General features: G+C 54.5%; 25 protein-coding genes. 19 read left to right on the plus strand and 6 right to left on the minus strand.

Annotated features, from left to right (window positions below; translation table 11 throughout):
- Positions 1–182: 182 nt before the first annotated feature.
- The 5 genes from fusA to DES29_RS03995 all read left to right on the plus strand — a co-directional run bounded on the left by fusA (position 183) and on the right by DES29_RS03995 (position 6,513).
- Positions 183–2,231, plus strand: a complete 2,049-nt coding sequence (gene fusA, locus DES29_RS03975) for an elongation factor G (protein WP_021995096.1) — start codon at positions 183–185, stop codon at positions 2,229–2,231.
- A gap of 196 nt (positions 2,232–2,427) precedes the next feature.
- Positions 2,428–2,652 (plus strand): FmdB family zinc ribbon protein, encoded by a 225-nt coding sequence (locus tag DES29_RS03980; protein ID WP_005429440.1) that lies wholly within the window; start codon positions 2,428–2,430, stop codon positions 2,650–2,652.
- Positions 2,653–2,753: 101 nt separating this feature from the next.
- A complete protein-coding gene (locus DES29_RS03985) occupies positions 2,754–3,407 on the plus strand; it encodes a DUF502 domain-containing protein (protein WP_016475204.1) in 654 nt (217 codons plus the stop codon).
- Positions 3,408–3,737: 330 nt separating this feature from the next.
- Positions 3,738–5,543, plus strand: coding sequence for an aspartate--tRNA ligase (gene aspS / locus DES29_RS03990; protein ID WP_021995097.1), 1,806 nt, complete (start codon positions 3,738–3,740; stop codon positions 5,541–5,543).
- 106 nt (positions 5,544–5,649) lie between these two features.
- A complete protein-coding gene (locus tag DES29_RS03995; protein WP_016475205.1) occupies positions 5,650–6,513 on the plus strand; it encodes a DMT family transporter in 864 nt (287 codons plus the stop codon).
- An 8-nt stretch (positions 6,514–6,521) separates the two neighbouring features.
- Here DES29_RS03995 and DES29_RS04000 read toward each other — a convergent pair whose 3' ends face one another.
- From DES29_RS04000 to mtnA, 5 genes are read right to left on the minus strand one after another with little or no spacing between them, the layout of a single operon-like run.
- Complete coding sequence (locus DES29_RS04000) at positions 6,522–7,553, minus strand: DUF7146 domain-containing protein (protein ID WP_016475206.1); 1,032 nt, start codon at positions 7,551–7,553, stop codon at positions 6,522–6,524.
- A gap of 3 nt (positions 7,554–7,556) precedes the next feature.
- Positions 7,557–8,057 carry a hypothetical protein gene (locus tag DES29_RS04005; RefSeq protein WP_016475207.1) on the minus strand — a complete coding sequence of 167 codons (501 nt, stop codon included), beginning with the start codon at positions 8,055–8,057 and terminating at the stop codon, positions 7,557–7,559.
- 17 nt (positions 8,058–8,074) lie between these two features.
- Entirely contained in the window at positions 8,075–8,332 is a 258-nt protein-coding gene (locus DES29_RS04010) for a hypothetical protein (RefSeq protein WP_021995100.1), read from the minus strand.
- A complete protein-coding gene (locus DES29_RS04015) occupies positions 8,329–9,015 on the minus strand; it encodes a class II aldolase/adducin family protein (protein WP_016475209.1) in 687 nt (228 codons plus the stop codon). The genes DES29_RS04010 and DES29_RS04015 overlap by 4 nt, the downstream gene beginning before the upstream one ends.
- The gene (gene mtnA / locus DES29_RS04020; RefSeq protein ID WP_016475210.1) at positions 9,002–10,096 is read right to left on the minus strand and encodes an S-methyl-5-thioribose-1-phosphate isomerase; all 1,095 of its coding nucleotides are present in this window, start codon (positions 10,094–10,096) and stop codon (positions 9,002–9,004) included. The genes DES29_RS04015 and mtnA overlap by 14 nt, the downstream gene beginning before the upstream one ends.
- A gap of 236 nt (positions 10,097–10,332) precedes the next feature.
- Between mtnA and DES29_RS04025 the strand changes: the two genes are divergently transcribed.
- The 14 genes from DES29_RS04025 (at position 10,333) to rapZ (ending at position 24,111) form a co-directional block, all read left to right on the plus strand.
- Positions 10,333–13,062 (plus strand): bifunctional acetate--CoA ligase family protein/GNAT family N-acetyltransferase, encoded by a 2,730-nt coding sequence (locus DES29_RS04025; protein ID WP_016475211.1) that lies wholly within the window; start codon positions 10,333–10,335, stop codon positions 13,060–13,062.
- Complete coding sequence (locus DES29_RS04030) at positions 13,022–13,864, plus strand: enoyl-CoA hydratase-related protein (protein ID WP_005429422.1); 843 nt, start codon at positions 13,022–13,024, stop codon at positions 13,862–13,864. The genes DES29_RS04025 and DES29_RS04030 overlap by 41 nt, the downstream gene beginning before the upstream one ends.
- A 224-nt stretch (positions 13,865–14,088) precedes the next feature.
- Positions 14,089–14,991 carry an amino acid ABC transporter substrate-binding protein gene (locus DES29_RS04035; RefSeq protein ID WP_113854492.1) on the plus strand — a complete coding sequence of 301 codons (903 nt, stop codon included), beginning with the start codon at positions 14,089–14,091 and terminating at the stop codon, positions 14,989–14,991.
- A gap of 170 nt (positions 14,992–15,161) precedes the next feature.
- A complete protein-coding gene (locus tag DES29_RS04040) occupies positions 15,162–15,896 on the plus strand; it encodes an amino acid ABC transporter permease (protein ID WP_005429420.1) in 735 nt (244 codons plus the stop codon).
- Positions 15,897–15,906: 10 nt separating this feature from the next.
- Positions 15,907–16,590 (plus strand): amino acid ABC transporter permease, encoded by a 684-nt coding sequence (locus tag DES29_RS04045; protein ID WP_005429419.1) that lies wholly within the window; start codon positions 15,907–15,909, stop codon positions 16,588–16,590.
- Between the two features lie 58 nt (positions 16,591–16,648).
- Complete coding sequence (locus DES29_RS04050; protein ID WP_187116533.1) at positions 16,649–17,377, plus strand: amino acid ABC transporter ATP-binding protein; 729 nt, start codon at positions 16,649–16,651, stop codon at positions 17,375–17,377.
- A 196-nt stretch (positions 17,378–17,573) separates the two neighbouring features.
- On the plus strand, positions 17,574–18,566 hold the full coding sequence (locus tag DES29_RS04055) for a KpsF/GutQ family sugar-phosphate isomerase (RefSeq protein WP_016475212.1): 993 nt from the start codon (positions 17,574–17,576) through the stop codon (positions 18,564–18,566).
- Positions 18,566–19,099, plus strand: coding sequence for a KdsC family phosphatase (locus DES29_RS04060; RefSeq protein WP_005429406.1), 534 nt, complete (start codon positions 18,566–18,568; stop codon positions 19,097–19,099). The genes DES29_RS04055 and DES29_RS04060 overlap by 1 nt, the downstream gene beginning before the upstream one ends.
- A gap of 2 nt (positions 19,100–19,101) precedes the next feature.
- A complete protein-coding gene (gene lptC, locus DES29_RS04065) occupies positions 19,102–19,794 on the plus strand; it encodes an LPS export ABC transporter periplasmic protein LptC (RefSeq protein WP_005429405.1) in 693 nt (230 codons plus the stop codon).
- Positions 19,795–19,801: 7 nt separating this feature from the next.
- A complete protein-coding gene (gene lptA, locus DES29_RS04070; RefSeq protein ID WP_113854493.1) occupies positions 19,802–20,398 on the plus strand; it encodes a lipopolysaccharide transport periplasmic protein LptA in 597 nt (198 codons plus the stop codon).
- 35 nt (positions 20,399–20,433) lie between these two features.
- Positions 20,434–21,210, plus strand: coding sequence for an LPS export ABC transporter ATP-binding protein (lptB, locus tag DES29_RS04075; RefSeq protein WP_005429403.1), 777 nt, complete (start codon positions 20,434–20,436; stop codon positions 21,208–21,210).
- Positions 21,211–21,236: 26 nt separating this feature from the next.
- Positions 21,237–22,682: an RNA polymerase factor sigma-54 gene (gene rpoN, locus DES29_RS04080; protein WP_113854494.1), complete on the plus strand. Its 1,446-nt coding sequence runs from the start codon at positions 21,237–21,239 to the stop codon at positions 22,680–22,682.
- Between the two features lie 34 nt (positions 22,683–22,716).
- A complete protein-coding gene (locus DES29_RS04085) occupies positions 22,717–23,193 on the plus strand; it encodes a PTS sugar transporter subunit IIA (RefSeq protein WP_016475216.1) in 477 nt (158 codons plus the stop codon).
- Between the two features lie 27 nt (positions 23,194–23,220).
- Positions 23,221–24,111, plus strand: a complete 891-nt coding sequence (gene rapZ / locus DES29_RS04090; protein WP_016475217.1) for an RNase adapter RapZ — start codon at positions 23,221–23,223, stop codon at positions 24,109–24,111.
- Here the strand turns inward: rapZ and mutY are convergent.
- Positions 24,099–25,202, minus strand: coding sequence for an A/G-specific adenine glycosylase (mutY, locus tag DES29_RS04095; RefSeq protein ID WP_016475218.1), 1,104 nt, complete (start codon positions 25,200–25,202; stop codon positions 24,099–24,101). The two genes, rapZ and mutY, sit on opposite strands and share 13 nt — an antisense overlap.
- Between the last annotated feature and the right edge of the window lie 45 nt (positions 25,203–25,247).

Raw genomic sequence — 25,247 nt, forward strand, 5'->3', positions numbered from 1 at the left:
CATAAAACTGTAGCCGCACAATTTATTAGTATCGCTCAGTGCTGATCCTCTGGCGATTATTTGTTCACCTTGCGCGATCCAAGTCAATACTGTCTGGGCTTTCCAAAGGTCTGTTGAGCGTACGGCGCACAATGTTTTCTGTCTTTCGACAAAACAACAGCATAAGAAAAAAGGGGTTCAGCATGAGCAACTATGCCACCGAGAATCTTCGTACTCTAGCCCTGGTCGGGCACGGTTCCTGCGGGAAGACCACTCTCATTGAGGCCATGCTCTACCGCGCCGGCATGATCCCCGAAATGGGCAGCATTCAACGCGGCACAACAATGTGTGATAACGATCTTCTGGAAAAAGAAGTCGGACATTCAATCCGTCTTGCCGTCGCGCACATTGACACGGCGATGACCGATCTCACGCCGGTTCGCATTCATATTCTCGACACCCCGGGGTATCCGGACTACCTTGGTCAGGACATGTCTGCGCTTGACGCCGTCAAATCCGTCTGCGCTGTCATCGATCCTACGAAAGGACCGGAGCTCCTAACGCGCCGCCTCATGGCTATGGCCAAAGAGCGCGGACTGTGCCGCATGATCGTCATCAATCACATGGACGATCCAGAGGCTGATCTTGAAAAATGTTTGCGTGAACTTCAGGAAACCTGGGGACCGGGGGTGCTGCCTATTAATCTCCCGACACGCAACCGTACGCATGTTATTGACTGTTTTGACCGCGAAGACGGCGACAGCGACATCATGACGGTTGATGATGTGCACCGTGCTTTCATTGAACGCGTCGTTGAGGAAGACGATGAAATGCTCGAGCGTTATCTGGAGGAAGGCAGCATTGACCCGCGCGCCCTCCACCCGCTCGTCACCAAGGCATTGCGTGAAGGACACGTCATTCCTGTCTGCTTCTGCTCCGCGAAGAAACTGATCGGTATTCGTGATTTCATGAAAGTAATCATTCGCCATCTGCCGAGTCCTGCAGAGGCAAATGATGCGCTGTTCATCAAACGCGATGGCACGCCATTCAAAACCTACCCAGATAAGAATTTGCCGCTCATTGCTCAGGTCTTCAAAATCGTCAACGACCCCTTCATTGGCAAAATCGGCATCTTCCGTGTGCATCAAGGCACACTCAAGAAGGACGATGTAATTTACGTCGACGACAATAAGCGTGCTATCAAAGCGCCGCGGCCACTCATTCTCCAGGGCAAGCACACACAGGAAACTGATTTCCTCAGCCCCGGCGACATTGGTGCCATTGCCAAAGTCGATGAAGTCAATTACGGCTCCGTCATCCATGGTGATCCGCTCGACAGCGGCGTACGCATGCGTCCCATCAACTTCCCACGCCCCATGTACGGCCTAGCGATTCGTCCAGCGCGCCGCGGCGATGAAAGCCGCATGAACGAAGTGCTCACCAAGATGCAGTCCGAAGATCCAACGATGAGCGTGGAACATGACCCCGTGCTCAATGAAACGGTAATCCGCGGATTAACTGACATGCATGTTCGCTCCATCCTGAACCGTATGCGCACGAACTTTAAGCTCGAAGTCGAAACCTCGGTTCCGTCGATTCCGTACCGGGAAACGATCAGTGCACCTGCCGAAGGTCACGCCCGTCATAAAAAACAAACGGGCGGTGCAGGTCAGTTCGGTGAAGTGTATCTGCGCGTTGAACCGTTGCCTCGCGGCAAGGGGTTTGAGTTTGTTGATCAGGTCAAGGGCGGCGTCATTCCCTACAACCTCATCCCTGCCGTTGAAAAAGGCGTGCGTGAGGTACTTTCGCAAGGTTTTGTGGCAGGCTACCCCATCGAAGACGTCCGTGTCGTGGTTTATGACGGCAAGAGCCACCCGGTCGACTCTAAAGAAGTTGCCTTCGTGGCCGCTGGCCGTAAGGCCTTCCTTGACGCACTGAGCAAAGCCTCACCTCAGGTTCTGGAACCCATCGTTGCTGTGGAGGTCAGTGCACCTGAGTCTTATATGGGTGACATTGCTGGAGACCTCGCTAGCCGCCGTGGACAGGTAACCAACACCGAAGGTCTCCCTGGAGGAGAAATTCAGGTCATGGCGCTCGTTCCATTAGCAGAGCTTGAAAACTACGCTACGCGTTTGCATGCACTCACGCAGGGCACCGGCGCATGGAGTATGGAACTAGCAAGCTATCAGCCGGTTCCGGCAGCCAAACAGGCCGAACTTGCAAGCCACTATCAGCGCAAAGAAGAGGAATGATGGTCTAGACGCTCTAAGAGCACTTGAACCTGAATTCCACCAGAGGCCGTCTTCGTGAAGACGGCCTCTTTCTATCCGGTCAAGTACAGTTGCCATTTCTGTACATCCTACGGCATGCCTTGACGGCCTCTCCTTTCTATAATGCGCCGTCACGAAACTAAATTTGCTCTCACCTCAAAAGAAGAGCCCCAAAAAAATGCCGATCTACGCCTACAAATGCACTAACTGCGGATTTGAAAAAGACTATCTGCAGAAGATGAGCGACAAGCCGATCACGAAATGCCCTAAGTGCGGCCAGGATACGATGAAGAAAGAGCTTTCAGCGCCTGGATTCGAATTGAAGGGTACTGGTTGGGCGGCCACAGATTTTAACGGCGGCCCGAAGGCCGTCCCTGCCGCTCATGTTCACGGCGACAAATAGTTCATCCGTATGCCGACCTATTGAATGCCACAAAGACCGCGCCGCCCTCATCGGGCTGCGCGGTTTTTCCTTTCTCGCAATTCATTGATATTGACGACGCTATGTTCAAGAAATTCTTTTCTGCCGGCCTTTTGGTGTGGGTGCCGCTTGCCATCACGTTCTGGGCACTCGAATCGATCATCCGTTGGTCAGATTCACTCGTGCAGCTCCTGCCGCCGGAGTTTCGGCCCGATGCGCTGATTGGCTTTCACATTCCGGGAATTGGTCTTGTGCTTGCTATCGCACTGATTCTGGTCACCGGCATTTTTGCCGCTAATGTGATCGGGCGCTGGGTTGTAGCCCGTTGGGAAAAACTTCTAGAAAAAATCCCTTTAGTTCGTCCCATCTATTCGGGCGTTAAGCAGATCATGGAAACCGTGCTCTCTAACCGTACAGAGAGCTTCAAGGAAGTCGTCCTCATTGAGTTCCCCAAAAAGGACTGTTGGACATACGGCTTCATCGTCTCAACACCCGGACGCGCTGCAGCAGCCGAAACTGGTTATGACGATGTGGTTACCGTATTTGTACCCACCGCACCGAACCCGACCTCGGGCTACGTGCTCATGGCACCGCGTTCACAACTTAAGCGTTCGCGTGTATCAATCGAAGATGCCTTTAAGTTCCACGTGTCGTTGGGTGTCATGTCACCCAAATCGCTCGAGGCTCAGTCTGCCGTCTTTCAGGTGCAGAAGGGCTCCGACCGTCCGGCGATCTAACAATGCAGCCAAAAAGGTGTCAACGCCATTTTGAGTGAAATCCTCATAACACCTTGATCCAAATTCGCGTCACGCAGCGTTCATCGCCCTCCAAAACAGTTCTGCACGCCATCGGCCCCGTTTGTAGCGCCCGATGGCGCTAAACTTGTGACCTAAAAGCGTGCACCGCTCTGGGATGTTCTGACTTTGTCTTCAGTGACACCATGAATTTGCGTGCAGGCAGAACGATTTTTGGGTTGCCGACATCCCCAAAAGGGATGCCGAGCGCCGACTTTTTGTTGTTTTACTGCGTCGGCAGCTTTTGCAGCCTTGACGCATCAGGGAGCTTTTATGCGAACCGTGTACTCTGGCTTGGTCGACGAGTCCTTCATCGGCCAGACTGTGACCCTCTACGGTTGGGCCCACCGTCGCCGCGACCACGGCGGCGTGATCTTCATTGACCTCCGCGATCGCGAAGGTCTTGTTCAGGTCGTTTGCGATCCGGACCGCCCCGAGGTCTTTTCTACGGCCGACCACTGCCGCAATGAGTACTGTCTCAAGGTAGTGGGTGTTGTCCGTGCTCGCCCAGAAGGCACTAAGAACCTCTCCCTGATTTCGGGCGGTGTCGAAGTGCTCTGCCACGAACTTGAAATTCTCAATCCGTCTGCTACGCCTCCGTTCCATCTCGACGACGAGAATCTCTCAGAAACGACGCGCCTTACCTATCGCGTGCTTGACCTTCGTCGCCCGGTCATGCAGAAGAACCTGCGCACCCGCTACCGCACTGCGATGGCTTTCCGCAAGTTTCTGGATGCCAATGGCTTCATTGACGTTGAAACGCCGGCCTTGACGCGCTCCACGCCTGAAGGTGCCCGCGACTATCTCGTGCCGTCCCGTGTTCAGGAAGGGTGCTTCTTTGCCTTGCCGCAGTCACCGCAGCTCTTCAAGCAGTTGCTGATGGTTGCTGGGTTCGACCGTTATTACCAGATCGTCAAGTGTTTCCGCGACGAAGATCTTCGTGCCGACCGTCAGCCGGAATTCACTCAGGTGGATATTGAAACGTCCTTCCTCAACATGGACGAAATCCGCGGCCTGATGGAAGAACTCATCCGTACGGTCTTCAAAGAGGTCCTTGACGTCGACTTCGTCAATCCGTTCCCGGTGATGCTGTGGGACGACGCAATGGCCAAGTATGGTTCGGACAAGCCCGATCTGCGCATCAGCCTGCGTCTGCATGAAGTCACCGACATTGTTGAAAACTCCGCTTTCAAGGTGTTCTCTGGCGTTAAGTCGCTCCATAACGGCAAGGTTGTGGCGATGTGCGTGCCGGGTGCAGCCCAGTTGCCGCGCTCGGAAATCGACAGCTACACCGAGTTCGTCAAAATTTACGGTGCCAAGGGACTCGCCTACATCAAGGTCAATGAGCTTGCCCGCGGCCGCGAAGGGCTGCAGTCCCCGATCGTCAAGAACCTCTCTGACGAAGAGCTCAACGGGATCCTCACGCGCGTCGGCGCTAAGGACGGCGACATCGTCTTCTTTGGGGCCGACAAAGCTAAGGTTGTCTGGGACAGTCTGGGCGCCCTGCGTCTGAAGATTGGCCATTCCGACTTTGGTGTCAAAACCGGCTTGTTCACCCCGGGGTGGAAACCCCTCTGGATCATCAACTTCCCGATGTTCGAATACTCGGAAGAAGATCAGCGCTGGGTGGCCTGCCACCATCCGTTCACCTGCCCGCTCGACGGCGACGAAGACAAGCTCCTCACGGATCCCGAACACTGCTATGCCAAGGCTTATGACTGCGTGCTGAACGGCTGGGAAATCGGTGGCGGCTCCATCCGTATCCACCGCGAAGATGTTCAGGAAAAGGTTTTTGCCGCACTGAAGATCGGTCCGGAAGAAGCTCGTCAGAAGTTTGGCTTCCTGCTCGACGCTCTCAAGTTCGGTGCGCCTCCTCACGGCGGTCTTGCTTTCGGCCTTGACCGCATTGTTGCCATGATGGTTGATGCGCCGTCGATCCGCGATGTGATCGCCTTCCCGAAGACGCAGCGTGCCCAGTGCCTGCTCACACAGGCCCCGTCGCCCGTTGATGAAAAGCAGCTTCGTGAACTGCACATCAAACTGCGCCGCGAAGTGAAGAAAGAAGAACCGGCTGCGTAAGCACCATCTTCGCCGGGGGCGGGGTACTCTCTCAGAACACTCCCGCCTCCATGAAGCCCCGCTTCAACCGCGGGGCTTTTCTATTTGCAAACATCTCTCAATCGCCATGCAAAGTCTCTGGATGCTCGCTGCAGCCTTTCTCTTTTCCCTGATGGCTGCGTGCACAAAATGGTGTTCCGACTACTTTTCCACTTTTGAGCTTGTTTTCTACCGCTCGCTCTTCGGCATGGTGTCGTTAGGACTTTGGGTACTCTGGCAGAAGAAAGACCTGCGCACGCACCTCTGGTTCTCGCATATCAAGCGGAGCTGCTTTGGTACGCTCGGGCTGACAATCTGGTTCTATACACTCGCCGTTTTGCCGCTCGGCACATCAATGACACTCAACTACACCAGTCCGCTCTACATGGCGCTCTTTGCTTCCGTGGCCGCCATTCGCATGGGACGGTCGCTTAACTTTGGCCTGCTAGCTGCCATTGTGGCGGGTTTCATAGGTGTCATTCTGGCGCTTAAACCTGAGTTGCATTCCGGTCAGGAATTTGCAGCGCTGATTGGTCTCTCAGCTGGTTTTTTCTCAGCGCTCGCCTACTCTCAAGTCAAAGAGCTCTCCCGTGTGGGGGAACCTGAATGGCGTATCGTTTTCTATTTCACGCTTTTTGGCACAGTCACAGGATTAATCGGTCATATCGCTACGGAAGGAATGCTTCATCCCGTACGCCTCAACGACCTCCCCGGACTGCTCGGCATCGGCATTACCGCCACGCTCGCGCAGCTTTCACTTACCCGTGCCTGGGGTGCCGGCAACGTGCTTCTTACGAGTGCGCTGCAATTTTCTGCGATCGTCTTTGCGGCTGTACTTGGTCTCCTTTTCTTCTCCGAGCCAATTTCACCAGAAACAGCCTTAGGCATAGCCGTCATCATCACGGCTGGTGTATCAGCAACCGTCATTTCGCGGAAAAAAACCAAGCAATAAACTCGCAGTTATAGCTTAAGCATCCCGTGAGCTAGCAAAACATCATTCCAATCCGTTCCAGCCGCTTGCGGAATATGTACCGACACCTCTAGCTCCGGGCGGCTGCGGCGCAGACGAGAAGCAAGCTCATACGCACCAGCCGCACCAGCGTAGGATCGGTCGTTGTCTCCGCATATCCGAATCGTACGCACGCCATCCGGGATGGTTTCCGGCCCGAAGCGTTTCATGCCGGGAAGCGACACCACACTCCAAGCTGGAAGCCCCGTAAGCGCATGCACGGAAAGCGCGGTTTCAATACCCTCTGCAAGGCAGACAACGCCGCCAGCCGGATAAAGCCGAATCACTCCATTTTCGACGGCACCTGCAGCAAGTTTTTTGGCCGAATGCACCGGTGCTTTACTGCCGTCAGCAGTCAGATACGTCCGGTGAAGCGTTATGAATTTCCCTTCTGCATTAGTCAATCGGGCCAACATTGCAGGGAACTCACCTACCAATCGCGCTTTCGCCGCACCATCAATATTCTGCCCATCAGGGACTTCCCAGCACGCCAGTTTTTTAACAAAGCGTAATTCTCGGCTCGGCACTAAATCGCCCAATCCGCGGGCGCATAGATACCGCCAAACAGGCGTCTGCCGATCGATCTCGCCGAGAGGAAACGCTTTCTCCCACAGAGCTGACTGTTCAGCCCTTTGTTTTTCTGCCCAAAGCTTGTGTCGAGCAACTGCTGATCTTTCATAACGCCCCTGTTTCCCCTTCGGGACAGGCAGTCCTAGCAGCGTCTCGAGATGGACCAGCGTCTGAACAAATTCCTTCTTAGTGAATTGCTGCACCAGCTTGATACCGTCACCCATACCGCAGCCGCGGCAGTACCAGCGACCGCCGACTTCTTTGGCAAAGAAACTAAACCGGTCACGGCCGCCGCAAAGCGGACAGGGTCGGTTTTGACGCTGGAAAAGCGCAGCATCCATACCGACAGAAGCAAATATCTCCGGCCAATGTCCTTCTGCGGCATTCTTGATGCGGTCTATTCGCTCTCTCATCGCTTACGGAAACAACCAATGGTCACGATCTTTATAGGGATCCAACGTATAGCCCACCTCAGCCACTATGCCTCGAGTATCAAACTGTACCCAGAAGGCCATATCAAAGATCCCCTCATCCTTGAAGCGATACATCCAGGCATGCTGATTTTTCAACCGAAATTCGTACCTCTCGGCGTACTGACCAAATAGATTCCAAACGTCCGCTTCGGTTGAACGCCCCGGCTTGATGAGCGCAAAGTGCTCTCGATTGAGAACATTCTCAAGCTTCTCAAATCGACCGTCAGCACTGAAAGTCATCCACCAGCATTCCTGCCCAAAAGGCTGCTGCGAATAAACGAGACGCGTACGACCGTCAGCCAATGGGACTGTCGCATTAGGTTCACCCAGTTTTTGAACGACCTGCGATTCAGCGGTTCCAAGATCTATCAGCTGCGGATGAGCGCACGCCGCCAGCATTATCGGAATCAATACCAGAAGCGCCGCCGCCTCCAGCTTCTTCATTGCTTTACTCAAAGTACTCATTTGTTCTTCACAATCGATTCGATCGGAGCAACTTTTTCCGCCCAATCGCATTCGAGTGCATCAATCAACGCGTGCATAGCGCGTTTGAATTCATTTTTACCCACACCCAAAAGTACGGCATCTTCATAACTCTCGGAAAGCAACTCTGCCGCTTCATGCCAGTTTTCCTCAAGCACCTTTACGGATTCCGTACAGGAAACAACTGAACCATCAATGCGCAGCCAGGCTGCTGGCGGTTGAATAGGCTTCTTCACTTTTGTTCCTTGATCTGATGACCGTAGGTTTTGAACTTTTCCACAATACGATCCATTTCATCATCAGAGATAAGTCGCGGGGTACCGAGACTTCTCACAACGACATATTGGTGCGCAAGATTTTCCACCTCTGCCGCAAGCGTGAGCGCCTTGGCAAGATTGGCACCTAATGCGAGTACGCCGTGGTGTTCGAGCAAACATGCATTTTTCGCCTCAAGCGCATTGGCCCCTCGAACTGCTAGTTCGTGAGTGCCAAAAGTGGCATACGGAGCCACATCGATTGAACGACCTCCGGCAGTAGCCACCATATAGTGGAATGCTGGTATCGGAAGATTCTGACAAGCCAACGCAGTTGCATAGCACGAATGGGTATGCACTACCGCCCCCGCATCCGGACGACGGCGGTAAATTTCGGCATGCATTTCCCACTCACTGCTCGGCAGACATCGTCCTTCAAAACGCTCGGCATCCAGACTCACCTCCACGATATCGTCAGGCTCAAGCGATTCATAAGGGATGCCCGTCGGGGTAATAAAAAAGCTACGCCCGCCGCTCGTGCGTGCAGAAACGTTGCCCGATTTATTCACATTGATGCCCCTGCGATTCATCTCTCTGGCGGTATCAATAACCGCCATGCGCAGCGCCAGACGTTTCTCGAACGCCTGTTCTTCAGAGCCCAGCATTAGCAATTTGATCCTGAAAACGAGTAGCGAGATCCGTTGGCGCAAAGATTCCGCGTTCGGTAATGATGCCGCTCACGAAACGATTATGCGTCACATCAAATGCCGGATTAACTGCCGCCTCATCAGGGGGCGCAAGCTGCACAGATGCATCGTGCCCCGTTTGGTCAACACCGCGAACAGTGAGCACCTCGGCTGCCGAGCGATTTTCAATTGGAATTTCACGCTTACCGTCATTGAGCTTCCAGTCAATGGTTGACGAAGGTGCTGCCACAAAAAACGGGATGTCATTGTCAAAAGCAGCAAGCGCCTTGAGGTATGTTCCGATTTTATTGGCGACATCTCCGCGTCGGGTGATGCGATCAGCACCAACGATCACCAAATCAACATCACCCTTTTGCATGAGCTGCCCGCCGGCATTATCAGCAATGATGGTGTGAGGCACCCCCTGCTGACGCAGCTCCCAAGCCGTAAGGAGTCCCTGATTGCGCGGACGAGTTTCATCCACCCACACGTGAAGCGGCGTACCGCGCTCAAATGCAGCATAGATCGGCGCCAACGCAGTGCCGTAATCAACGGTGGCCAGCCATCCGGCATTGCAATGCGTAAGGATGTTGACAGGTCGGCGAAGCGCTTGATAACGCTCCGCTATGAGACTGCAGCCCATATCACCGATAGCGCGGCAGGTATCAACATCCTCCTGCGTGAGTTGAGCTGCGAGCTTCACCGCTGTGTCAAAGCGCTGCGATGGTTCGCGTGGCAACAAAGCCGTCAGCATTTTCTGTACTGCCCAGACGAGGTTGACAGCCGTAGGACGAGCACACTGAATACGTTCTGCAGCAGCAAGCAAAGGACCGTTTTCAGGATTTTCTTTAACGGCCAGAACGACTGACCAGGCGCCTGCGATCCCAATCAGCGGAGCGCCGCGCACTCGCATGGTCTCAATCGCCTCTACGCCATCGCGCCAGTCGCTCAAAATTCGTTTTTCAAATCGATAAGGCAACAACGTCTGATCAATGATCTCAATGGCAGAACCGTTGTCAAGTGCGCGAATAGTGCGGGTGGGAATGCCGTTTACTTTCATCCTGGGAATCCTTGATGTTCATTTTTGCAAGCGTGCCGACGACATCTTGTCCCACTTTTTTCCAAAGCACTATGGCTAAGGCTGCTGGCAGATGCATCCGACTCCAATTTTAGCAAGGGGTGTTTGCCAATCGATGTGTACAGCCCTTCGGCCGCATTCCTGCTGCCACCAGAATCGCTGAATGGCCGGTTAAACTGTTCCTTTCAGTCCACCTCTTTGTCCCACGACTTCCGCTCATGCTTCAGACCGCGCACTCTTCGCATGCCGCGCTCGACGCACTACTACGTCCCCGCTCGATCGTCGTCATTGGGGCAAGCAGCATGCCAGCAAGCCGCGGGTACCATGTTTGGCGCTCAGTGGCGCTCTCCACGGGTTTAAATGCTCTTTGGCCGGTCAATCCCAAATACCGCTTTGTCGGCGAACATCGTTGCTATCCGAATGCCTATGCCATTCCGGATTCCGAAATTGATCTTGCCATCCTCTGCGTCAAGTCAAAGCACTTACCAAATGCTTTGAAATCCCTTGAAAAAAATCCACCTAAAGCGGTGCTCTTTGCGCCACAGCAGGAAGGCCCGTTAATTGAACTATCGACTGTCGAACAGCTTTACGAATCTGTCAAGCGCATGGGTTCGCGTCTGCTAGGCCCCAATTCCATCGGCACAATGGCGCCAGTACAAGGCATCAACGCCAGTTTTTGGCCGCGAACCCCTCGTCCTGGCGGCGTTGCGCTCATCGCCCAATCTGCAATGATCGCCACCGGTTTCATTGAACGAGCCGCTGCTTCTGGACTTGGGTTTTCCGGTGTTGTCAGCACGGGGCTTGAAATTGATGTCGGGCTTGCAGAACTCATTGATTGGTTTGCGCAGGATCGTTCGACTCGTGTTATTGCGGTGGAAGTCGAAGCGCTTCGTTGTCCGAGAGCATTTCATGCGGCCCTTCGCCGGGCAACCGATCTCAAACCTGTCGTAGTGCTTCGAGCTGGTCCTGGCTCAGGCTACGCTGCCGACCGCCTGGCTGCTAATCGTTTTGGCACAGATGCGGGGGCTGATGATGCATTCGATGCACTGCTCGAAAACGCAGGCGCACAACGTGTTCGCACCTTCAAACACTTTTTCGCCGCGACCGCTGCTTTCGCGTCTGGAACACTTCCGGCTGGACGACGAATAGCCGTCATTGCCAATGGCTGCGGCTTTGCCGGATTAGCCGCAGATGCAGCCGAAGCAGCAGGCATTCATCTCGAAGGTCTCGCCAACCGCACCATTCAATTTTTGGCAAAAATTCATCCAGAAGAGCGTCTTCCCGTCAATCCCGTCGTTGTCGGGGCGGGAGCATCCGGCGGTCGTTTAGCCGAGACACTCAGCATTGTTCTCGAAGACGCCGGCATTGACGGCGCCGCCGTTGTCGTGGGCCCCAGTCCCATGTCGCAACTTGATCCCACACTCTCCGAGCTTGCACGCGCGGCAGTTAAAACCTATAAACCCGTTTTTATTTCCTGGATTTCCAGTACGGCGGATGCTGCTGTACGGCGGCAGCTCGATCAACTGCCCAATTCACGGCTGATTGCCGTTCGCTCTCCTGACGAAGCCATGTTCGCCTTCGGTTGCCTAGCGTCGCGATCAGCCAGTCTCAATGCCCGCCGTTCACCGCCTAAACCTCGGAAGAACAAACTTTCAGCCGAAGCACTTGCCTGCATTCGCCTGATTTTTCACCGAGTGCGCGAGGGCGGACGACACACCCTCCTGCCTAGGGAGCTCCATGAACTGATGCGGCATCTGGGTTTGAGACCCGTTGACGGACGAATCACGCACAGTTTGGAGGAAGCTCAGCAGGCCGCCAGAGAGCTCGGCTGGCCCGTCGCCATCAAGGCTTCTAGTACGGCACTCGGCAGCCGCAGCGCGTCGGGACTGGTCTTTCTCAATCTTGATTCTGCTGAAGCACTAGCGGATGCTTGGAAAGAGCTCACCACCAACTGGGCGGAAAACTCACCTTGGTCGCAGCCCGACGGCGTCCTGGTTGAATCCATGTCGCAACATGCCTTTGAACGGGAACTGCGTTTAGGCATTCGACTCGATCCTGTACTTGGTCCAGTGGTCGAATTTGGCGGGGCCGGCTTGGCATCAACGCTTTACAACGATCTCTCCGTGGCCCTGGCTCCGCTCTCTCAAGACGAAGCGGAATCTCTAGCACACGCCCCTCGTTACGCTCAAACTTTGGATGCTTACCGCGGACTGCCGCCAATTAATTGGGACGAACTCACGGACGCTCTCGGACGCCTGGGAGATTTAGCAGCTGCGCTGCCCGCGTTGCGCAGCCTACGCCTTGAACCCGTTGTTCCAACCGATAACGGACTGCTCGTCATCGATGCCTCCGTTGCCCTCTATGATGCACCGCTTATCCCACGCCGCGACTATCCGCATTTAGTGCTGCGGCCTGCGCCGATAGAAGATCAAACCGAAGCAAGAGCTCGTTCAGGCGAACCGCTCATTCTCCGAGCCCTGACAGAAAACGACTTCGACGCATTTCGCACGTTCGTCATGACGCTCTCCGATAAGTCCTATTTCTATCGTTTTCATACGGCAACCCGTCCTTCAACGGCACGTCTGGCCGCACTTTGTCGTCCTTCATGGATTGAAAGCGGCGTATGGGGACTCTTTGCCGAAACCGGCGCATTGGTCGCAAGCGGCAGATGGTCTGCAGTGCAAAACGGCGGCAACACAGATAAAGAAGCAGAATTTGGTATTGCTGTACTTGACAGTTGGCAGCGTCAAGGTCTTGCACGAATACTGATGAATAAGCTCGAAACCGAAGCTTTTGCTGAAGGTTTCCATACAATGGTGGGACTTGTCCTTCCAGGCAATGAAGCGATGGAACACGCCATGACTGCTCTCGGCTATATGCTGGACAACGCATCCGCAGGCGACTCCCGTGAAGCTCGCCGATGGATTCGGCGGCTCCAACCCTCCTGACGCAACTTTTTTCAAGGAACTCAACGTGAGCATTACTCATTCGCTGCAGTACGGCATCCTGCACCTGACGATTGACCGCGTAGAGCGCCGCAATGCGCTTACCGCCGAGATGTTTGCCGACTTAGCTGACGAACTTGATCAGGCAATCATGCAGACTGCCGTCCGCGTCGTACTCCTGAAGAGCTCAGGGAACGTTTTTTCTGCCGGAGCAGACCTTGAAGAGATGTTTTCGGCCCCGGAAGACCTCGAACGCGAAACTCGCCGATTCTTTGACTCCATTGCAAAGTTTCCCAAGCCGATCATCGCCCAAGTGAGTGGTCCTTGCGTCGGCGAAGCCTTTGCCGCGTTGCTTTACTGCGACTTGGTCTATGTAAGCCCACAAGCTCTTTTTTCACTTCCTGCCGTCGCTTTGGCACGTACGCCTCGCTATGGTGCCGCACAGATTATGGCCGCTGCCGCCGGTTATCCGGCCGCTGCCGAAAAGCTCCTTCTTTCCGAGCCGATCAGCGCAGATGAAGCACAAGCCATGCGGCTGATTACCCGTGTCATTGACGATGAGCACCTCGATCAGGTCGTAGCCGCCAAAACTGCACGGCTGGCAGTTCTTCCGCCTGGTGCCGTCGCTGGCACCAAGGCTCTACTCACTGCCGCACGGCGTAAAGCACTTGCCGATTTGACAGACTATGAAGAAAACCTTTATGCCCGTCAGGCTCGCTCTCCCGAAGCCGCCGAAGCACTGAAAGCTTTTCTCGAAGGCAGGAAACCCATCTTCAAAACCGAAGATGATCCAGCAGAAGCCTAACGCCCGATATCAAGGCAAATAAGCACCAATGTGGTGCGCACCAAATTGAAGCAGACGCCCCAAAAAGGCGTCTGTTTTGCATTCTCCAGGCAGACATTCCCTTACATGATGCCCCGAAAAAGAGTGTTTTAAGACATTTTTGAACTTTGGCACGCACCTTGCTTTGTATCCATTTACGATCCCGAGTCCTGCTCGGACCCGTTCAAAAGAGTAAGGAGCACTTTATGTTCAAGCTTTCCCGCCGTACTGCTGTCGCCGCCGCGACATGTCTTTTTGCCCTGTCTGGTGTTGTCAGCGCCGCAGAACTCACAGGCACCCTGAAAAAGGTTCAGGAAACCGGCTCAATTACTCTTGGCTACCGTGAAAGCTCGGTGCCTTTCTCCTATCTCAACGCTGACGGCAAACCCGTTGGCTATGCCTTCACTGTCTGCCAGCGCGTAGCTGACGCTGTGAAGTCTGAGCTCGGCCTCAAAACGCTTGACGTCAAGTATCAGGCTGTCACCAGCGCCAACCGCATTCCGCTCATCCAAAACGGCACGGTCGACATTGAATGTGGCTCTACAACGAATTCACTGAAACGTCAGCGCGAAGCGGCCTTCTCTGTGAGCTATTTCGGCATTCAGGTTTCTGCAGCAGTCTGGAAGTCGAGCGGCATCAAATCACTTGAAGACCTCAACGGCAAGACGGTCACCGTCACCTCTGGCACTACGTCCGTTGCGCTCATCAAAGAATTTGAAAAGACCCACAATTTGAAGATCCGCTATCTGATGACGAAGGACTTCGCTGAGTCCATGCAGCTTGTCGCCAATAAGCGCGCTGACGCCTTCATCCTCGACGACGTCCTTCTCGCCGGGCAGATCTCCAATCTCCCAAATGCTTCCGAATTTACGATTCTCGACGCCTCTTTGGGCGTTGAACCTTACGGCGCCATGTTCCGTAAGGATGATGCTCCGTTCAAGGCTGTGGTCGACAAGACCGTTAAGGGCATGATCGCCTCCGGCGAATTGGCCAAGCTCTATTCGACCTGGTTCGAAAGCCCGATTCCGCCGAAGAACATCAATCTCAACTTTAAGATGAACTCTTACACCAAGGAGCTCTTTGCCAACCCGTCCGATAAGGGCATCTGATCGCCGCCCTTAAAGACTCCTACTCTTTATCCCGGCGCAGTTCAGGCTAGCCATTATTGAACTGCGCCCGGGACTTTTCTCTACCTCCCAGAAAGATCCCACCGCTCCTGTAATCCGCCGCTTCCTCCTGAAGCGCCGCCGGTCAGGCGCACAACAAGAGGACTTCGGTCATGGCGCTCAATTTCAGTCTCGACTCGCTCATGGAGCAGTCGCTGCTTTCCGACGATCCCTGGTGGCGTTACATTCTTGACGGCGCCGGTTGGACTGTCGGACTTGCTGTTTCTGCTTTCCTGCTTGCCCTCGTACTCGGCATCATCGTTGGCACCCTAAGAACTTCGCCCATCAAAATCGTACGCGGTGCCTGCGAAGCCTGGATCGAACTTTTCCGCAACATCCCGTTGATTGTCCAGATTTTCATCTGGTATTTCGTCGTTCCGGAAATTATTCCCTGGTACAAAGACTGGATGATTGAGGCTGATCCCGCGATTGCCCAATTCATGACAGCCTTTATCTGCATGGGCTTTTTCACCTCATCGCGTATTGCAGAGCAAGTACGTGCCGGCATCGCCAGCATCCCCAGAGGGCTCCCTAATGCAGCCAAGGCATTAGGTTTTACGACTGTTGAAACATATGTTTACGTTATCCTTCCGATGGCTATGCGACTCATCGTGCCGCCATTGACGAGTGAAGCGATGAACCTCGTAAAAAACACAGCCGTCGCCATGACGATCGGGCTTCCCGAACTCACGATGCGTGCCAATGAAATGGGGGAAAACACGTTCCAGTTCTTTGCGGCCTATCTCTGGGCAACAATCCTCTACATCGTGATCGCGCTGGTGGTCAATCGCGTGATGACTCTGATTGAGTCACGCTGCGTCATCCCGGGCTTCATTGCCGCTAAGTAAGGAATCCGCCATGAGTCTCGATTTTTCCTCAATCACCGGTTCCGTTAACTTCCTTCTCGCAGGTGCGGCTTATACGTTCGAACTCACTGCGATTACCGCCGTGTTGGGTTTAGCGCTCGGTACTCTTCTTGCACTTGCACGCCTGTCAACCGTTAAGTGGCTCTCATATATCGCCAAACTCTACATTGACCTAATGCGCGCCGTACCGCTCGTTTTGGTGCTCTTTTGGTTTTTCCTTTTGATGCCTGAGGTGCTCAAGATCGCATTTGGTCTTGATCATCCTGTCATGATTGGCGCCAATCTAACGGCGATCATCACTTTTGTGCTTTTTGAGGCGGCCTACTTCGCTGAAATTATGCGTGCCGGCATTCAATCGATTGGCCGCGGACAGTTCTTTGCCGCTACCGGCCTCGGTCTTACGTATGGCCAGACTATGCGCTACGTGATTCTGCCGCAGGCTATCCGGAACATGCTTCCAGTACTGCTGACGCAGACAATCATTCTTTTCCAGGATACAAGCCTTGTTTATGTAATCAGCGGCAGCGACTTCATGGGCGCAGTTGCCAAGATCGCCCAGCGCGACGGCCAGCTGGTTTTGATGTACTCTTTCGCAGCTCTCTGCTACCTTTCAGTATCGTTGTCTCTTTCGATGCTGATTCGTCGTCTGCAGACGAAGATGTCCGCGGCGCGCTGAACGCGCCCAATCCAGTGCGCCTCTGGCCCTCTTAGAAGAAAGGATTTTCCCCATGGCAATGATTGAAATTAAGAACCTGAACAAGTGGTACGGCAACTTTCAGGTACTCAAGAACTGCAACGTCACCGTCGAAAAGGGCGAAGTCGTCGTGGTCTGCGGCCCTTCTGGTTCGGGCAAATCGACTTTAATCAAAACTGTTAACGCCCTCGAACCCTTCCAGGAAGGTGAAATCATCGTTGACGGCGTCTCCGTCGGCGATCCGAAAACAGATCTTCCCAAGCTGCGCAGTCGCGTCGGCATGGTATTCCAGCACTTTGAACTCTTCCCGCACCTTTCAATCAAGGAAAACCTGATCCTTGCTCAAATGAAGGTACTTGGCCGTTCCCGCGAAGAGTCTCTTACCCGCGGCCTGAAGCTGCTGGATCGAGTCGGTCTGCTCAAGCATGCGGAAAAGTATCCTGGTCAGCTTTCCGGCGGTCAGCAGCAGCGTGTGGCTATTGCCCGTGCACTCGCAATGGATCCTATCTGCATGCTCTTTGACGAACCGACCTCTGCACTTGACCCGGAAATGATTAATGAAGTGCTTGATGTCATGGTGAGCCTCGCCAAGGAAGGTATGACCATGATGGTTGTTACCCACGAAATGGGCTTTGCCAAAAAAGTGGCCGATCACGTCATCTTCATGGATGCCGGTGAGATCATCGAAAATCTGCCGGCCGAACAGTTCTTCAATCAGCCGCACACTGAACGTGCCCAAAAGTTCCTCTCGAAGATCCTCAATCACTGATCTCGATTGACTTTTCGCATTCCACCCCCTGTAGACGATCCTCGAAAAATAGGATCGGTCAGGGGGTTTCTTTTTTGAGCGGATTTGAACGGGTTTGGTACTCTTTGTTGCGATGTGCCTCAAGCATCCCGCGTGCCAACCGCTCTGCCTTATCATTATGGGTTGCCTGTAATTTCATTTGCCGAAGGTTTTCAACATGACTGAAACGCACTTTGATGCGAATGCCGCGCTCAAACTCGGACAAGACGTGCTTTCGCACGAAGCGGATGCCATCCTCGCAGCATCACGTCGCATCGGAGAAACGCCCGATTTTGCTCAGGCCGTTAAAGCAATTTTGGGCTGCCGCGGCCGATTGGTTGTCTCCGGAGTTGGCAAGTCCGGCCACATTGGCAGAAAGCTTGCGGCAACTTTTGCTTCAACAGGCACTCCGGCATTTTTCGTGCATGCCGGCGAAGCCGCACACGGTGATCTTGGCATGATCACGAGTGAAGACATTGTTCTTGGCATTTCATATTCGGGCGAAACTCAGGAGCTGCTGATGATCGTCCCAATTCTGAAGCGTGAAGGAGCAATCCTGATCGCCATGACCGGTAACCCAGAATCTACGCTGGCCCAGCATGCGGATTTGCACATCAACTGTCATGTCGATCGCGAAGCCTGTCCGCTCAATCTGGCTCCAACCAGTTCGACGACGACAACCCTCGCTCTTGGCGATGCGCTAGCCGTAGCCTGCCTGTCCGCCAAAGGTTTCAGTCAGGAAGATTTTGCCCGTAGCCATCCGGGCGGAGCACTCGGGCGCCGACTGCTCCTCCATGTGCGGGACATTATGCGCACAGGAGACGAACTGCCTCGCGTGACAGCTGATGTCCGCGTACTCGATGCTGTTCGAGAAATTACCAAGAAGCACATCGGCATGACGGCAGTTGTTGATTCAGACAACCGCGTTATTGGTATCTTCACCGAAGGGGACCTGCGCCGTCTGATTGAGCGCATGGGCGACGTTCGAGACGTCATGATGCGCGACGTTATGACGCCCTCGCCGCACACTATTTCGCCCGACGAGCTTGCAGCCGCAGCCGTCAAAGCGCTCGAAGCATTCCAGTGCAACCAACTGCTTGTCGTTGATGCCGACAACCACCTTGTCGGTGCACTCCATATGCACGACCTTATGAACGCAAGAGTGCTCTGATGACCAAGACCTTCGACCAACGAGCTCAGACAATCCGTTTGCTTGTTCTGGATGTTGACGGTGTACTCACTGACGGATCGCTCACCTTCACCGGCGAGGGTGAACTTTCGAAAACATTCAATGTACGTGACGGTTTGGGCATCAAACTTCTGCAGGCAGCCGGCATTGAAGTGGCTATTCTCACGGGGAGAACCTCATCAATCGTCGCGCACCGCGCGGATGAGCTCGGCATGACCCGTGTTGAGCAGGGCAAACTGCGCAAGCTTCCCACACTCAAAAAGATGCTGACCGAAGCGAAGCTTCAGCCTGAAAATATCGCCTATATGGGAGATGATCTTCCAGATATTCCCTGCCTGAAACTTGCAGGTCTGGCCGCTACGCCTGCCGATGGCAGCCCCGAGCTCGACGCCGTTGTTGACTGGCGCGCGCCCGTCCCTGGCGGACGAGGAGCGGTACGTGCCTTCGCAGAACGCATCCTTCGTGCGCAAGGGAAGTGGGAGCCCATTATTGCTGCCGCACTTGCAGAGGAATAAAAATGGCGCACCGCCGCATGATCATCCGCGAAAGGCTTACAGCCATTATTGGCTCTGCCATTCTCTTCGCACTCGTTGCGACAAGCTATTGGTACTCCATTCAGACACAGGTTGCCGGACTTAAGTACGTCCCGAGCGAAATGAGTCCGGATTTTCTTGCGCGCAACGTTTCACTCACTGACTTCACGCCAGAGGGCACGCCGAAGTTGCTTGCTTATGCGGACGATGTCCAGCACTTCTCCGACGAACGCATGCGGGCAGAGCGCATTCAGGTCATTTCTCTCGACCCCAATTCCGCCCCTGCATTTGCACAAGCCGACGAAGGATGGAGCAACGACGGTCTTGAGACCATCGATCTCACCGGTCATGTGCTCGTGCACCGCAGACAATATCAAGACCAGCCGCCGATGACCTTTACAACAGAACACCTGACGGGATGGCTTGATACGCAGCGCTTTAAGACTGACTCACCCGTAAAAATTACTCGCGGTGCAGACGAAACAAGCTCTCAAAATGGTCTTCTATACGATAATGTAACCCGAGTGCTCGAGCTCTACGGCGGCGTTGAGTCGGTCTTCCATCCCCAGAGCTTCCGTAAAGCAGACAGTGCTGCGCCTGCTGAAGCTGTTCAGACCGTGCAGACAACCGCCACAGCCGAATCGGAAACGTCTGCAGAGACCGCCCGCAGAGAATAAGAACGCCATGAACATCCAGAAATTCTTCCTTGTCGCCTTGACTGCAGCGCTTGCTGCTCCAGTTTTCGCGCTGTCCACAGACCGTGACCAAGCGATCGAAGTTCATGCCGACAGATTTGACGGCGACGAAGTCAAGCAAACGGCTGTATACACAGGCAACGTCATTGTTGATCAGGGTTCAATGCAAATCACCGGCGCCCGGCTCGAAGTACGCATTACGCCTAAAGGCTACCGTCAAGCAACGGTAACGGGAGAGCCCTCGCGCTTTCGTCAGCAACGAGACCCAGATCCGAAGAATCCAATCAATGAGTGGATGCATGCTCGAGCCTCTAAGATTGTTTATGACGAGGAGACAGATACCGTGACGCTCATTGGAGCGGCATACCTCTCGCGCACGGAAAATGGCAAGGAACGTGATATGACAGAGGGGGAACGTATCGTCTACGACATGCGTAACGCCCGTTCGAAGGTGGAGGGTTCCACCGTCAAAGGTGAGAAGCAGCGCGTCACAACAATCATCGCGCCGAGAAGCAATACAGCTCCTGCCCCGCGTACTGGCACACAGCTTGCTCCTGCAGAACAGCTCTCCACCCCCCGCAACTGATTAACCGTCCCGCTAGACAAGAGGACTGTAACCCCATGGCAAACGAACTCGACGACCGCGCTCACAAGCACACTCACACTCTGGCTGCACGCGGACTGAAGAAAAACTACGGTTCCCGTCAGGTCGTCAAGGGCGTAGATCTCTCCGTTAAATCTGGCGAAGTTGTCGGTCTTCTCGGCCCCAACGGTGCTGGTAAAACGACGACTTTCTACATGGTGGTGGGTCTTGTCGTTGCCGACGGCGGTGATATTGAATTAGACGGCCGATCCATCGCGCGGCTCCCAATTTATAAGCGGGCTCGCCTGGGGGTGTCATACCTTCCGCAGGAAGCGAGTGTCTTCAGGAAACTCTCTGTTGAAGACAATATTCGTGCGATTCTCGAAATGCAGGTCGATGAAAACGGCCGGGCACTCGATACAAGCGAAATTGAACATCGCCTTGAGATGCTTCTTGACGAACTGCAAATTAAGCATCTACGCACCAACGCAGCACTTTCACTCTCGGGCGGCGAACGCCGCCGCACAGAAATCGCCCGTGCCCTTGCGGCTAACCCTCGGTTCATTCTCTTGGATGAACCCTTCGCTGGTGTTGATCCGATTGCCGTGATTGAGATTCAGCGCATCGTACGTTTTCTGCGCGACCGCAACATCGGCGTACTCATCACGGACCACAATGTCCGTGAGACACTCGCCATCTGCGACCATGCATACATTATCAACGAGGGTCGCGTACTGGCTTCAGGGGATCCGCAGGACATCATCAACAACCCTGACGTTCGCGCCTTCTATCTCGGCGACAACTTCAGCATGTAAGCCTTAGGGGCCGGAGGTCGAACGCCATGTCTTTCGTTTCCGCTAGCCTCACTACGGCACCGCTGCAGCAGCAGACGCTCACGCCTCAGCAGCAATATGCACTGAAGTTGCTGCATATGAATGCCGGAGAGCTCCTTGCTGAAGCTGAACGTGCCGCTGAGGATAATCCGCTTATCGAGTGCGAAGAACTCGAACGACCGTCCGCAGACACTCAGCCGACGGCTGGTGCCCTGCATGAGGAGACGGAAGCTGTTCGGCACGAAGGCGAAAGCATTGCTCCAGAAGATCACGGCCCACTTGAAAATACATACACCAGCTGGACAGGCTCGGGGGCGGGTGATCCTGACGAAACGCCCGTTATCGAACGGGTTGCAGCTCAACGCACGCTGCGGGAAGATCTGCTCGAAGAATTGGGGTCCCTTCCAGACAACCCTAAAATTCACCCGCTCGTCGGCTGTCTCATTGAAGAGCTTGACGACTCCGGCTTTCTGACAACGCCGCTTGCAGAGGTTGCCAAAAGCTATATGTCCATCGCCGCCGCTCCGGCTGCAGACTGGCAGAAGGCGCTGGCCCTACTGCAGACTTTCGATCCGCCGGGGGTAGGCGCATCCAGTCCTACTGACGCACTTATCCTGCAGGTGGAACGCCGCATCACAGAGGGCACCGTCAAAACAGCTGTTGGGGAGCTGCTCGTCGTGCTCTTAAAAAATCACCTGCGGCAAATTGCCGGTAATGACCGCCGAGCCCTTCTGGCTGCAGCCAAAGGTGACGAAACGCTTTTGCAGGATGCACTTGCGCTTTTACAGACGCTCGATCCGCATCCAGCCTCCGGATATGCCCCCGAGGCTGTGCAATACGTCATTGCCGACATTCAGGTGCGACATCGAGGCAATCGCTGGGAAGCCATGCTCAATCCACAAGCACAGCCAGCAATTCGTTTATCTTCAATGGCTCAGGGACTCTCTGTCAACGAATCTTCACCTTTTGGACATTACCTCGCCGAAGCACGCCGACTGATCTCTGGTATTGAGGCTCGGCAATCGACACTCCTGCGTACTGCACAGTTTGCTGTTGACCGTCAGCAGGCTTTCTTCTCCGAAGGCCGCTCTGCATTGGTTCCGCTCGCCATCAGCGAAGCCGCCGGCGCTCTCGGCGTAGCCGATTCCACGGTATCCCGCGCTGTCTCAGGAAAGTTTTTTCAGTGCCCACTCGGTGTTTTTGAGCTCCGCAGTCTGTTCATGCCCCCTTCAGTACGGGCCGTTGATGCTCTCGGCATCAGTCAAGCGGTATCTCCTGCAAAAATCCGTGCGCGTATTTGTACACTCATCGCAGGGGAACCGCCTCAAAAACGCCTCTCCGACCAAGCTCTGACCGAACTGCTTAACGCTGAAGGTTTTGACATTACCCGCAGAACAGTGGCAAAGTACCGCGACCTTGAAGGCATTCCCACGGCTCGTCTGCGCGGTCGCTGACCTCGCAGACCATTTGGCCGCGGTTGATCTTTTTATGAATAAGCTCTCCACTTACATTACGCTTGAGGCCGTTCGGCTCGATCTGAATCTGAGCAGCTTGAAGCGTCTCTTTGAAGAAGCGGGTCTTGCGCTCGAAAGCGCTTATGGCATCCCGCATGACGAAGCCTTTACGGCGCTCAACGAACGCGAACGGCTCGGCAGTACAGCCCTTGGCTTCGGATGCGCTGTGCCGCACGCGCGTTTAACCGGCCTTGAAGAACCGGCAGTTGTGTTGCTGCGCACTCTCGAACCTCTTAAAGTACCGTCGCCAGATAAAACTGGCGCGCAGCTTTTCATCGTAATTCTCGCCCCTGAGGATGGCGCTGACGACCATCTTGAACTCCTCCGCGAAACCGCCGAACTCTTTTCTGATGCCGAGGCCCGCGAAACACTCCTCAAGGCCTCAACCCCCGTTGAAGTCTGTGAATTTCTCACCCACTGGGAGACCGCTCAGACTGCCGCCGCCCAGTGAATATTCTCTGCAGGAAGGATGTACATCATGCAGCTCATCATCGTTACCGGTTTGTCAGGCGGCGGCAAGTCCATTGCGATCCGTCAGCTCGAGGATTCAGGCTTTTACTGCATCGATAACCTGCCTGCAGAGTTTCTGCTGCCGATTGCTGAGAATCTTGAAAAAAACGGCACACGAGCTGCAGCAGTCGCTATTGATGCCCGCTCGCATGCAACCTTTGAGAATGCCTTTACGGCGCTCGAAGCGCTTAGTCAGCGCGGCATCGATGTCCGCATACTTTTTCTCACAGCTTCCAATGAAGAGCTTCTGCGGCGATTCTCTGAAACTCGCCGCAGACATCCTTTGAGCACATTAGCCGAACATCAGGGACGAGAACTCACCCTGAATGAAGCGATTGCTCGTGAGCGAGAAATTATGGCGCCGGTGACGGAGACCGCTCACGTTCTCGATACAACGCGTCTGCTGCCCTCGCAGCTTCGTCGTTGGGTGCAGCAGTTTGTCAAACAGCCTGCTGCCAAACTCACGCTCACCTTTGAATCGTTCGGTTATAAGCGTGGCCTTCCTTACGCTTCTGACCTTGTCTTTGACGTGCGGTGCCTGCCCAACCCCTATTACTCCCCCGAGCTTCGCCCGCTTACGGGGCTTGATGCCCCTGTTGCTTCTTACCTTGCTCAAGAGCCCTTAGTGAGCGAAATGATCGACGACATCGCCGCGTTCATCGCTAAATGGCTTCCTCACTATCGCGGACAAAATCGCCACTACCTCACCATCTGCATTGGCTGTACCGGGGGACAGCACCGATCGGTATATGTTGCAGAAATGCTTGGACGCCGATTTGCCGATCAAGCCGGCACAATTGTCCGTCATCGAGCGCTTTCAGCCAATTTGCTCCCGGAAAATAAGCTTCAGACACTATAAGCGTCTGCGCCTCTCCATTCGCGCAAAGCGATTTTTGCATACTCCAGTACCGGCGTCGGCAGCCCAGGCCACGCATCAGGCTTCTCGCCGAAGGGCGTGAAGCCTTCCGTATGCAATGCTTCACCATCGCCTGTACCTGCTTCGCATCGGCAGAGGACAGCCCGCAAATGCAGACGTTGGTGCGTAAGCTCGTGCACCCGAGGCATGCCGCATGGTTGCGCTGTTTGAAAAAGAAATCGCAAATGCTCCGGTGCCTCAGCAATAACTGACGAGTTCCACGCTTTCTCGCTGCATTCCGCCACGATCGGTGCATAGAGCCCCTTCCAAATTCGTCCGCGCACAGGGGCAAACCAAAACCCTGCGGACGTCGCAACGAAAACCAGAACCAGCCAGCGTTCTTTTTTAGCAACTGTTGTTTTCGGCCGCGGATAGTCTTCGGGGCACCCCAACGCGAATGCTTTGCAAAAATTGCGCACGGGACAAGCCGCACAATTGGGAGATTTTCTGCGGCAAACCAGACTTCCCAGATCCATGAGTCCCTGCGTATAGGCTGCAATGCATTCCGATCCAGGGAGTTTGCGTCGTGCTGCTGCAGCGAGCGTTGTCTCAAAAGCCTTCTCGCCAACACGCCCCGGAATTCCGTCAATACGTGCGAGCACACGCTTTACATTGCCGTCAATCATTGGCTCCTTCGCTTCGCCGGACGTAAAAGCAGCCACCGCTGCGGCTGTTGAGGGGCCAATACCTGGAAGCTTGATTAGTTCGTCGGCAGTCGTTGGGAATCTTCCCTGCATTTCCTTCACCACCATTTGCGCAGCACGGTGAAGATTTCGTCCGCGACTGTAGTAGCCCAACCCCGCCCACAGCTTCATTACCTGCGCTTCCGAAGCTGCCGCCAGCGCCTCCACTGAGGGAAATGCAGCAAGGAATCGTTCAAAATAAGGAATGACCGTCTCCACCTGCGTCTGCTGCAGCATTACTTCGGAAAGCCACCGTTCATAGGGAGTGTGATACTGCTGCCAAGGCAGGTCAGTGCGACCCGCACGCCGCTGCCAACAAGCAAGCGTCTCAGCAAAGGTGAAAGCAGTCATAAGAGAATGATCAAGAAAAGCAAGAAGCGCCAAATTGTCTCACGA

The organism is Sutterella wadsworthensis (genome assembly GCF_003315195.1).
Classification (GTDB): domain Bacteria; phylum Pseudomonadota; class Gammaproteobacteria; order Burkholderiales; family Burkholderiaceae_F; genus Sutterella; species Sutterella wadsworthensis.

Excerpts from the sequence above, each read along its gene's own strand:
- rapZ (WP_016475217.1), top strand. The coding sequence starts at position 23,221 with ATGCAGCTCATCATCGTTACCGGTTTGTCAGGCGGCGGCAAGTCCATT.
- rpoN (WP_113854494.1), top strand. The coding sequence starts at position 21,237 with ATGTCTTTCGTTTCCGCTAGCCTCACTACGGCACCGCTGCAGCAGCAG.
- fusA (WP_021995096.1), top strand. The coding sequence starts at position 183 with ATGAGCAACTATGCCACCGAGAATCTTCGTACTCTAGCCCTGGTCGGG.
- DES29_RS04055 (WP_016475212.1), top strand. The coding sequence starts at position 17,574 with ATGACTGAAACGCACTTTGATGCGAATGCCGCGCTCAAACTCGGACAA.
- lptA (WP_113854493.1), top strand. The coding sequence starts at position 19,802 with ATGAACATCCAGAAATTCTTCCTTGTCGCCTTGACTGCAGCGCTTGCT.
- DES29_RS04045 (WP_005429419.1), top strand. The coding sequence starts at position 15,907 with ATGAGTCTCGATTTTTCCTCAATCACCGGTTCCGTTAACTTCCTTCTC.
- DES29_RS04015 (WP_016475209.1), bottom strand. The coding sequence starts at position 9,015 with ATGCTGGGCTCTGAAGAACAGGCGTTCGAGAAACGTCTGGCGCTGCGC.
- mutY (WP_016475218.1), bottom strand. The coding sequence starts at position 25,202 with ATGACTGCTTTCACCTTTGCTGAGACGCTTGCTTGTTGGCAGCGGCGT.
- aspS (WP_021995097.1), top strand. The coding sequence starts at position 3,738 with ATGCGAACCGTGTACTCTGGCTTGGTCGACGAGTCCTTCATCGGCCAG.
- mtnA (WP_016475210.1), bottom strand. The coding sequence starts at position 10,096 with ATGAAAGTAAACGGCATTCCCACCCGCACTATTCGCGCACTTGACAAC.
- DES29_RS04060 (WP_005429406.1), top strand. The coding sequence starts at position 18,566 with ATGACCAAGACCTTCGACCAACGAGCTCAGACAATCCGTTTGCTTGTT.
- DES29_RS04085 (WP_016475216.1), top strand. The coding sequence starts at position 22,717 with ATGAATAAGCTCTCCACTTACATTACGCTTGAGGCCGTTCGGCTCGAT.
- DES29_RS03995 (WP_016475205.1), top strand. The coding sequence starts at position 5,650 with ATGCAAAGTCTCTGGATGCTCGCTGCAGCCTTTCTCTTTTCCCTGATG.
- DES29_RS04050 (WP_187116533.1), top strand. The coding sequence starts at position 16,649 with ATGATTGAAATTAAGAACCTGAACAAGTGGTACGGCAACTTTCAGGTA.
- DES29_RS04025 (WP_016475211.1), top strand. The coding sequence starts at position 10,333 with ATGCTTCAGACCGCGCACTCTTCGCATGCCGCGCTCGACGCACTACTA.
- lptC (WP_005429405.1), top strand. The coding sequence starts at position 19,102 with ATGGCGCACCGCCGCATGATCATCCGCGAAAGGCTTACAGCCATTATT.
- DES29_RS04005 (WP_016475207.1), bottom strand. The coding sequence starts at position 8,057 with ATGAAGAAGCTGGAGGCGGCGGCGCTTCTGGTATTGATTCCGATAATG.
- DES29_RS04035 (WP_113854492.1), top strand. The coding sequence starts at position 14,089 with ATGTTCAAGCTTTCCCGCCGTACTGCTGTCGCCGCCGCGACATGTCTT.
- DES29_RS03985 (WP_016475204.1), top strand. The coding sequence starts at position 2,754 with ATGTTCAAGAAATTCTTTTCTGCCGGCCTTTTGGTGTGGGTGCCGCTT.
- DES29_RS04040 (WP_005429420.1), top strand. The coding sequence starts at position 15,162 with ATGGCGCTCAATTTCAGTCTCGACTCGCTCATGGAGCAGTCGCTGCTT.
- lptB (WP_005429403.1), top strand. The coding sequence starts at position 20,434 with ATGGCAAACGAACTCGACGACCGCGCTCACAAGCACACTCACACTCTG.
- DES29_RS04000 (WP_016475206.1), bottom strand. The coding sequence starts at position 7,553 with ATGAGAGAGCGAATAGACCGCATCAAGAATGCCGCAGAAGGACATTGG.
- DES29_RS03980 (WP_005429440.1), top strand. The coding sequence starts at position 2,428 with ATGCCGATCTACGCCTACAAATGCACTAACTGCGGATTTGAAAAAGAC.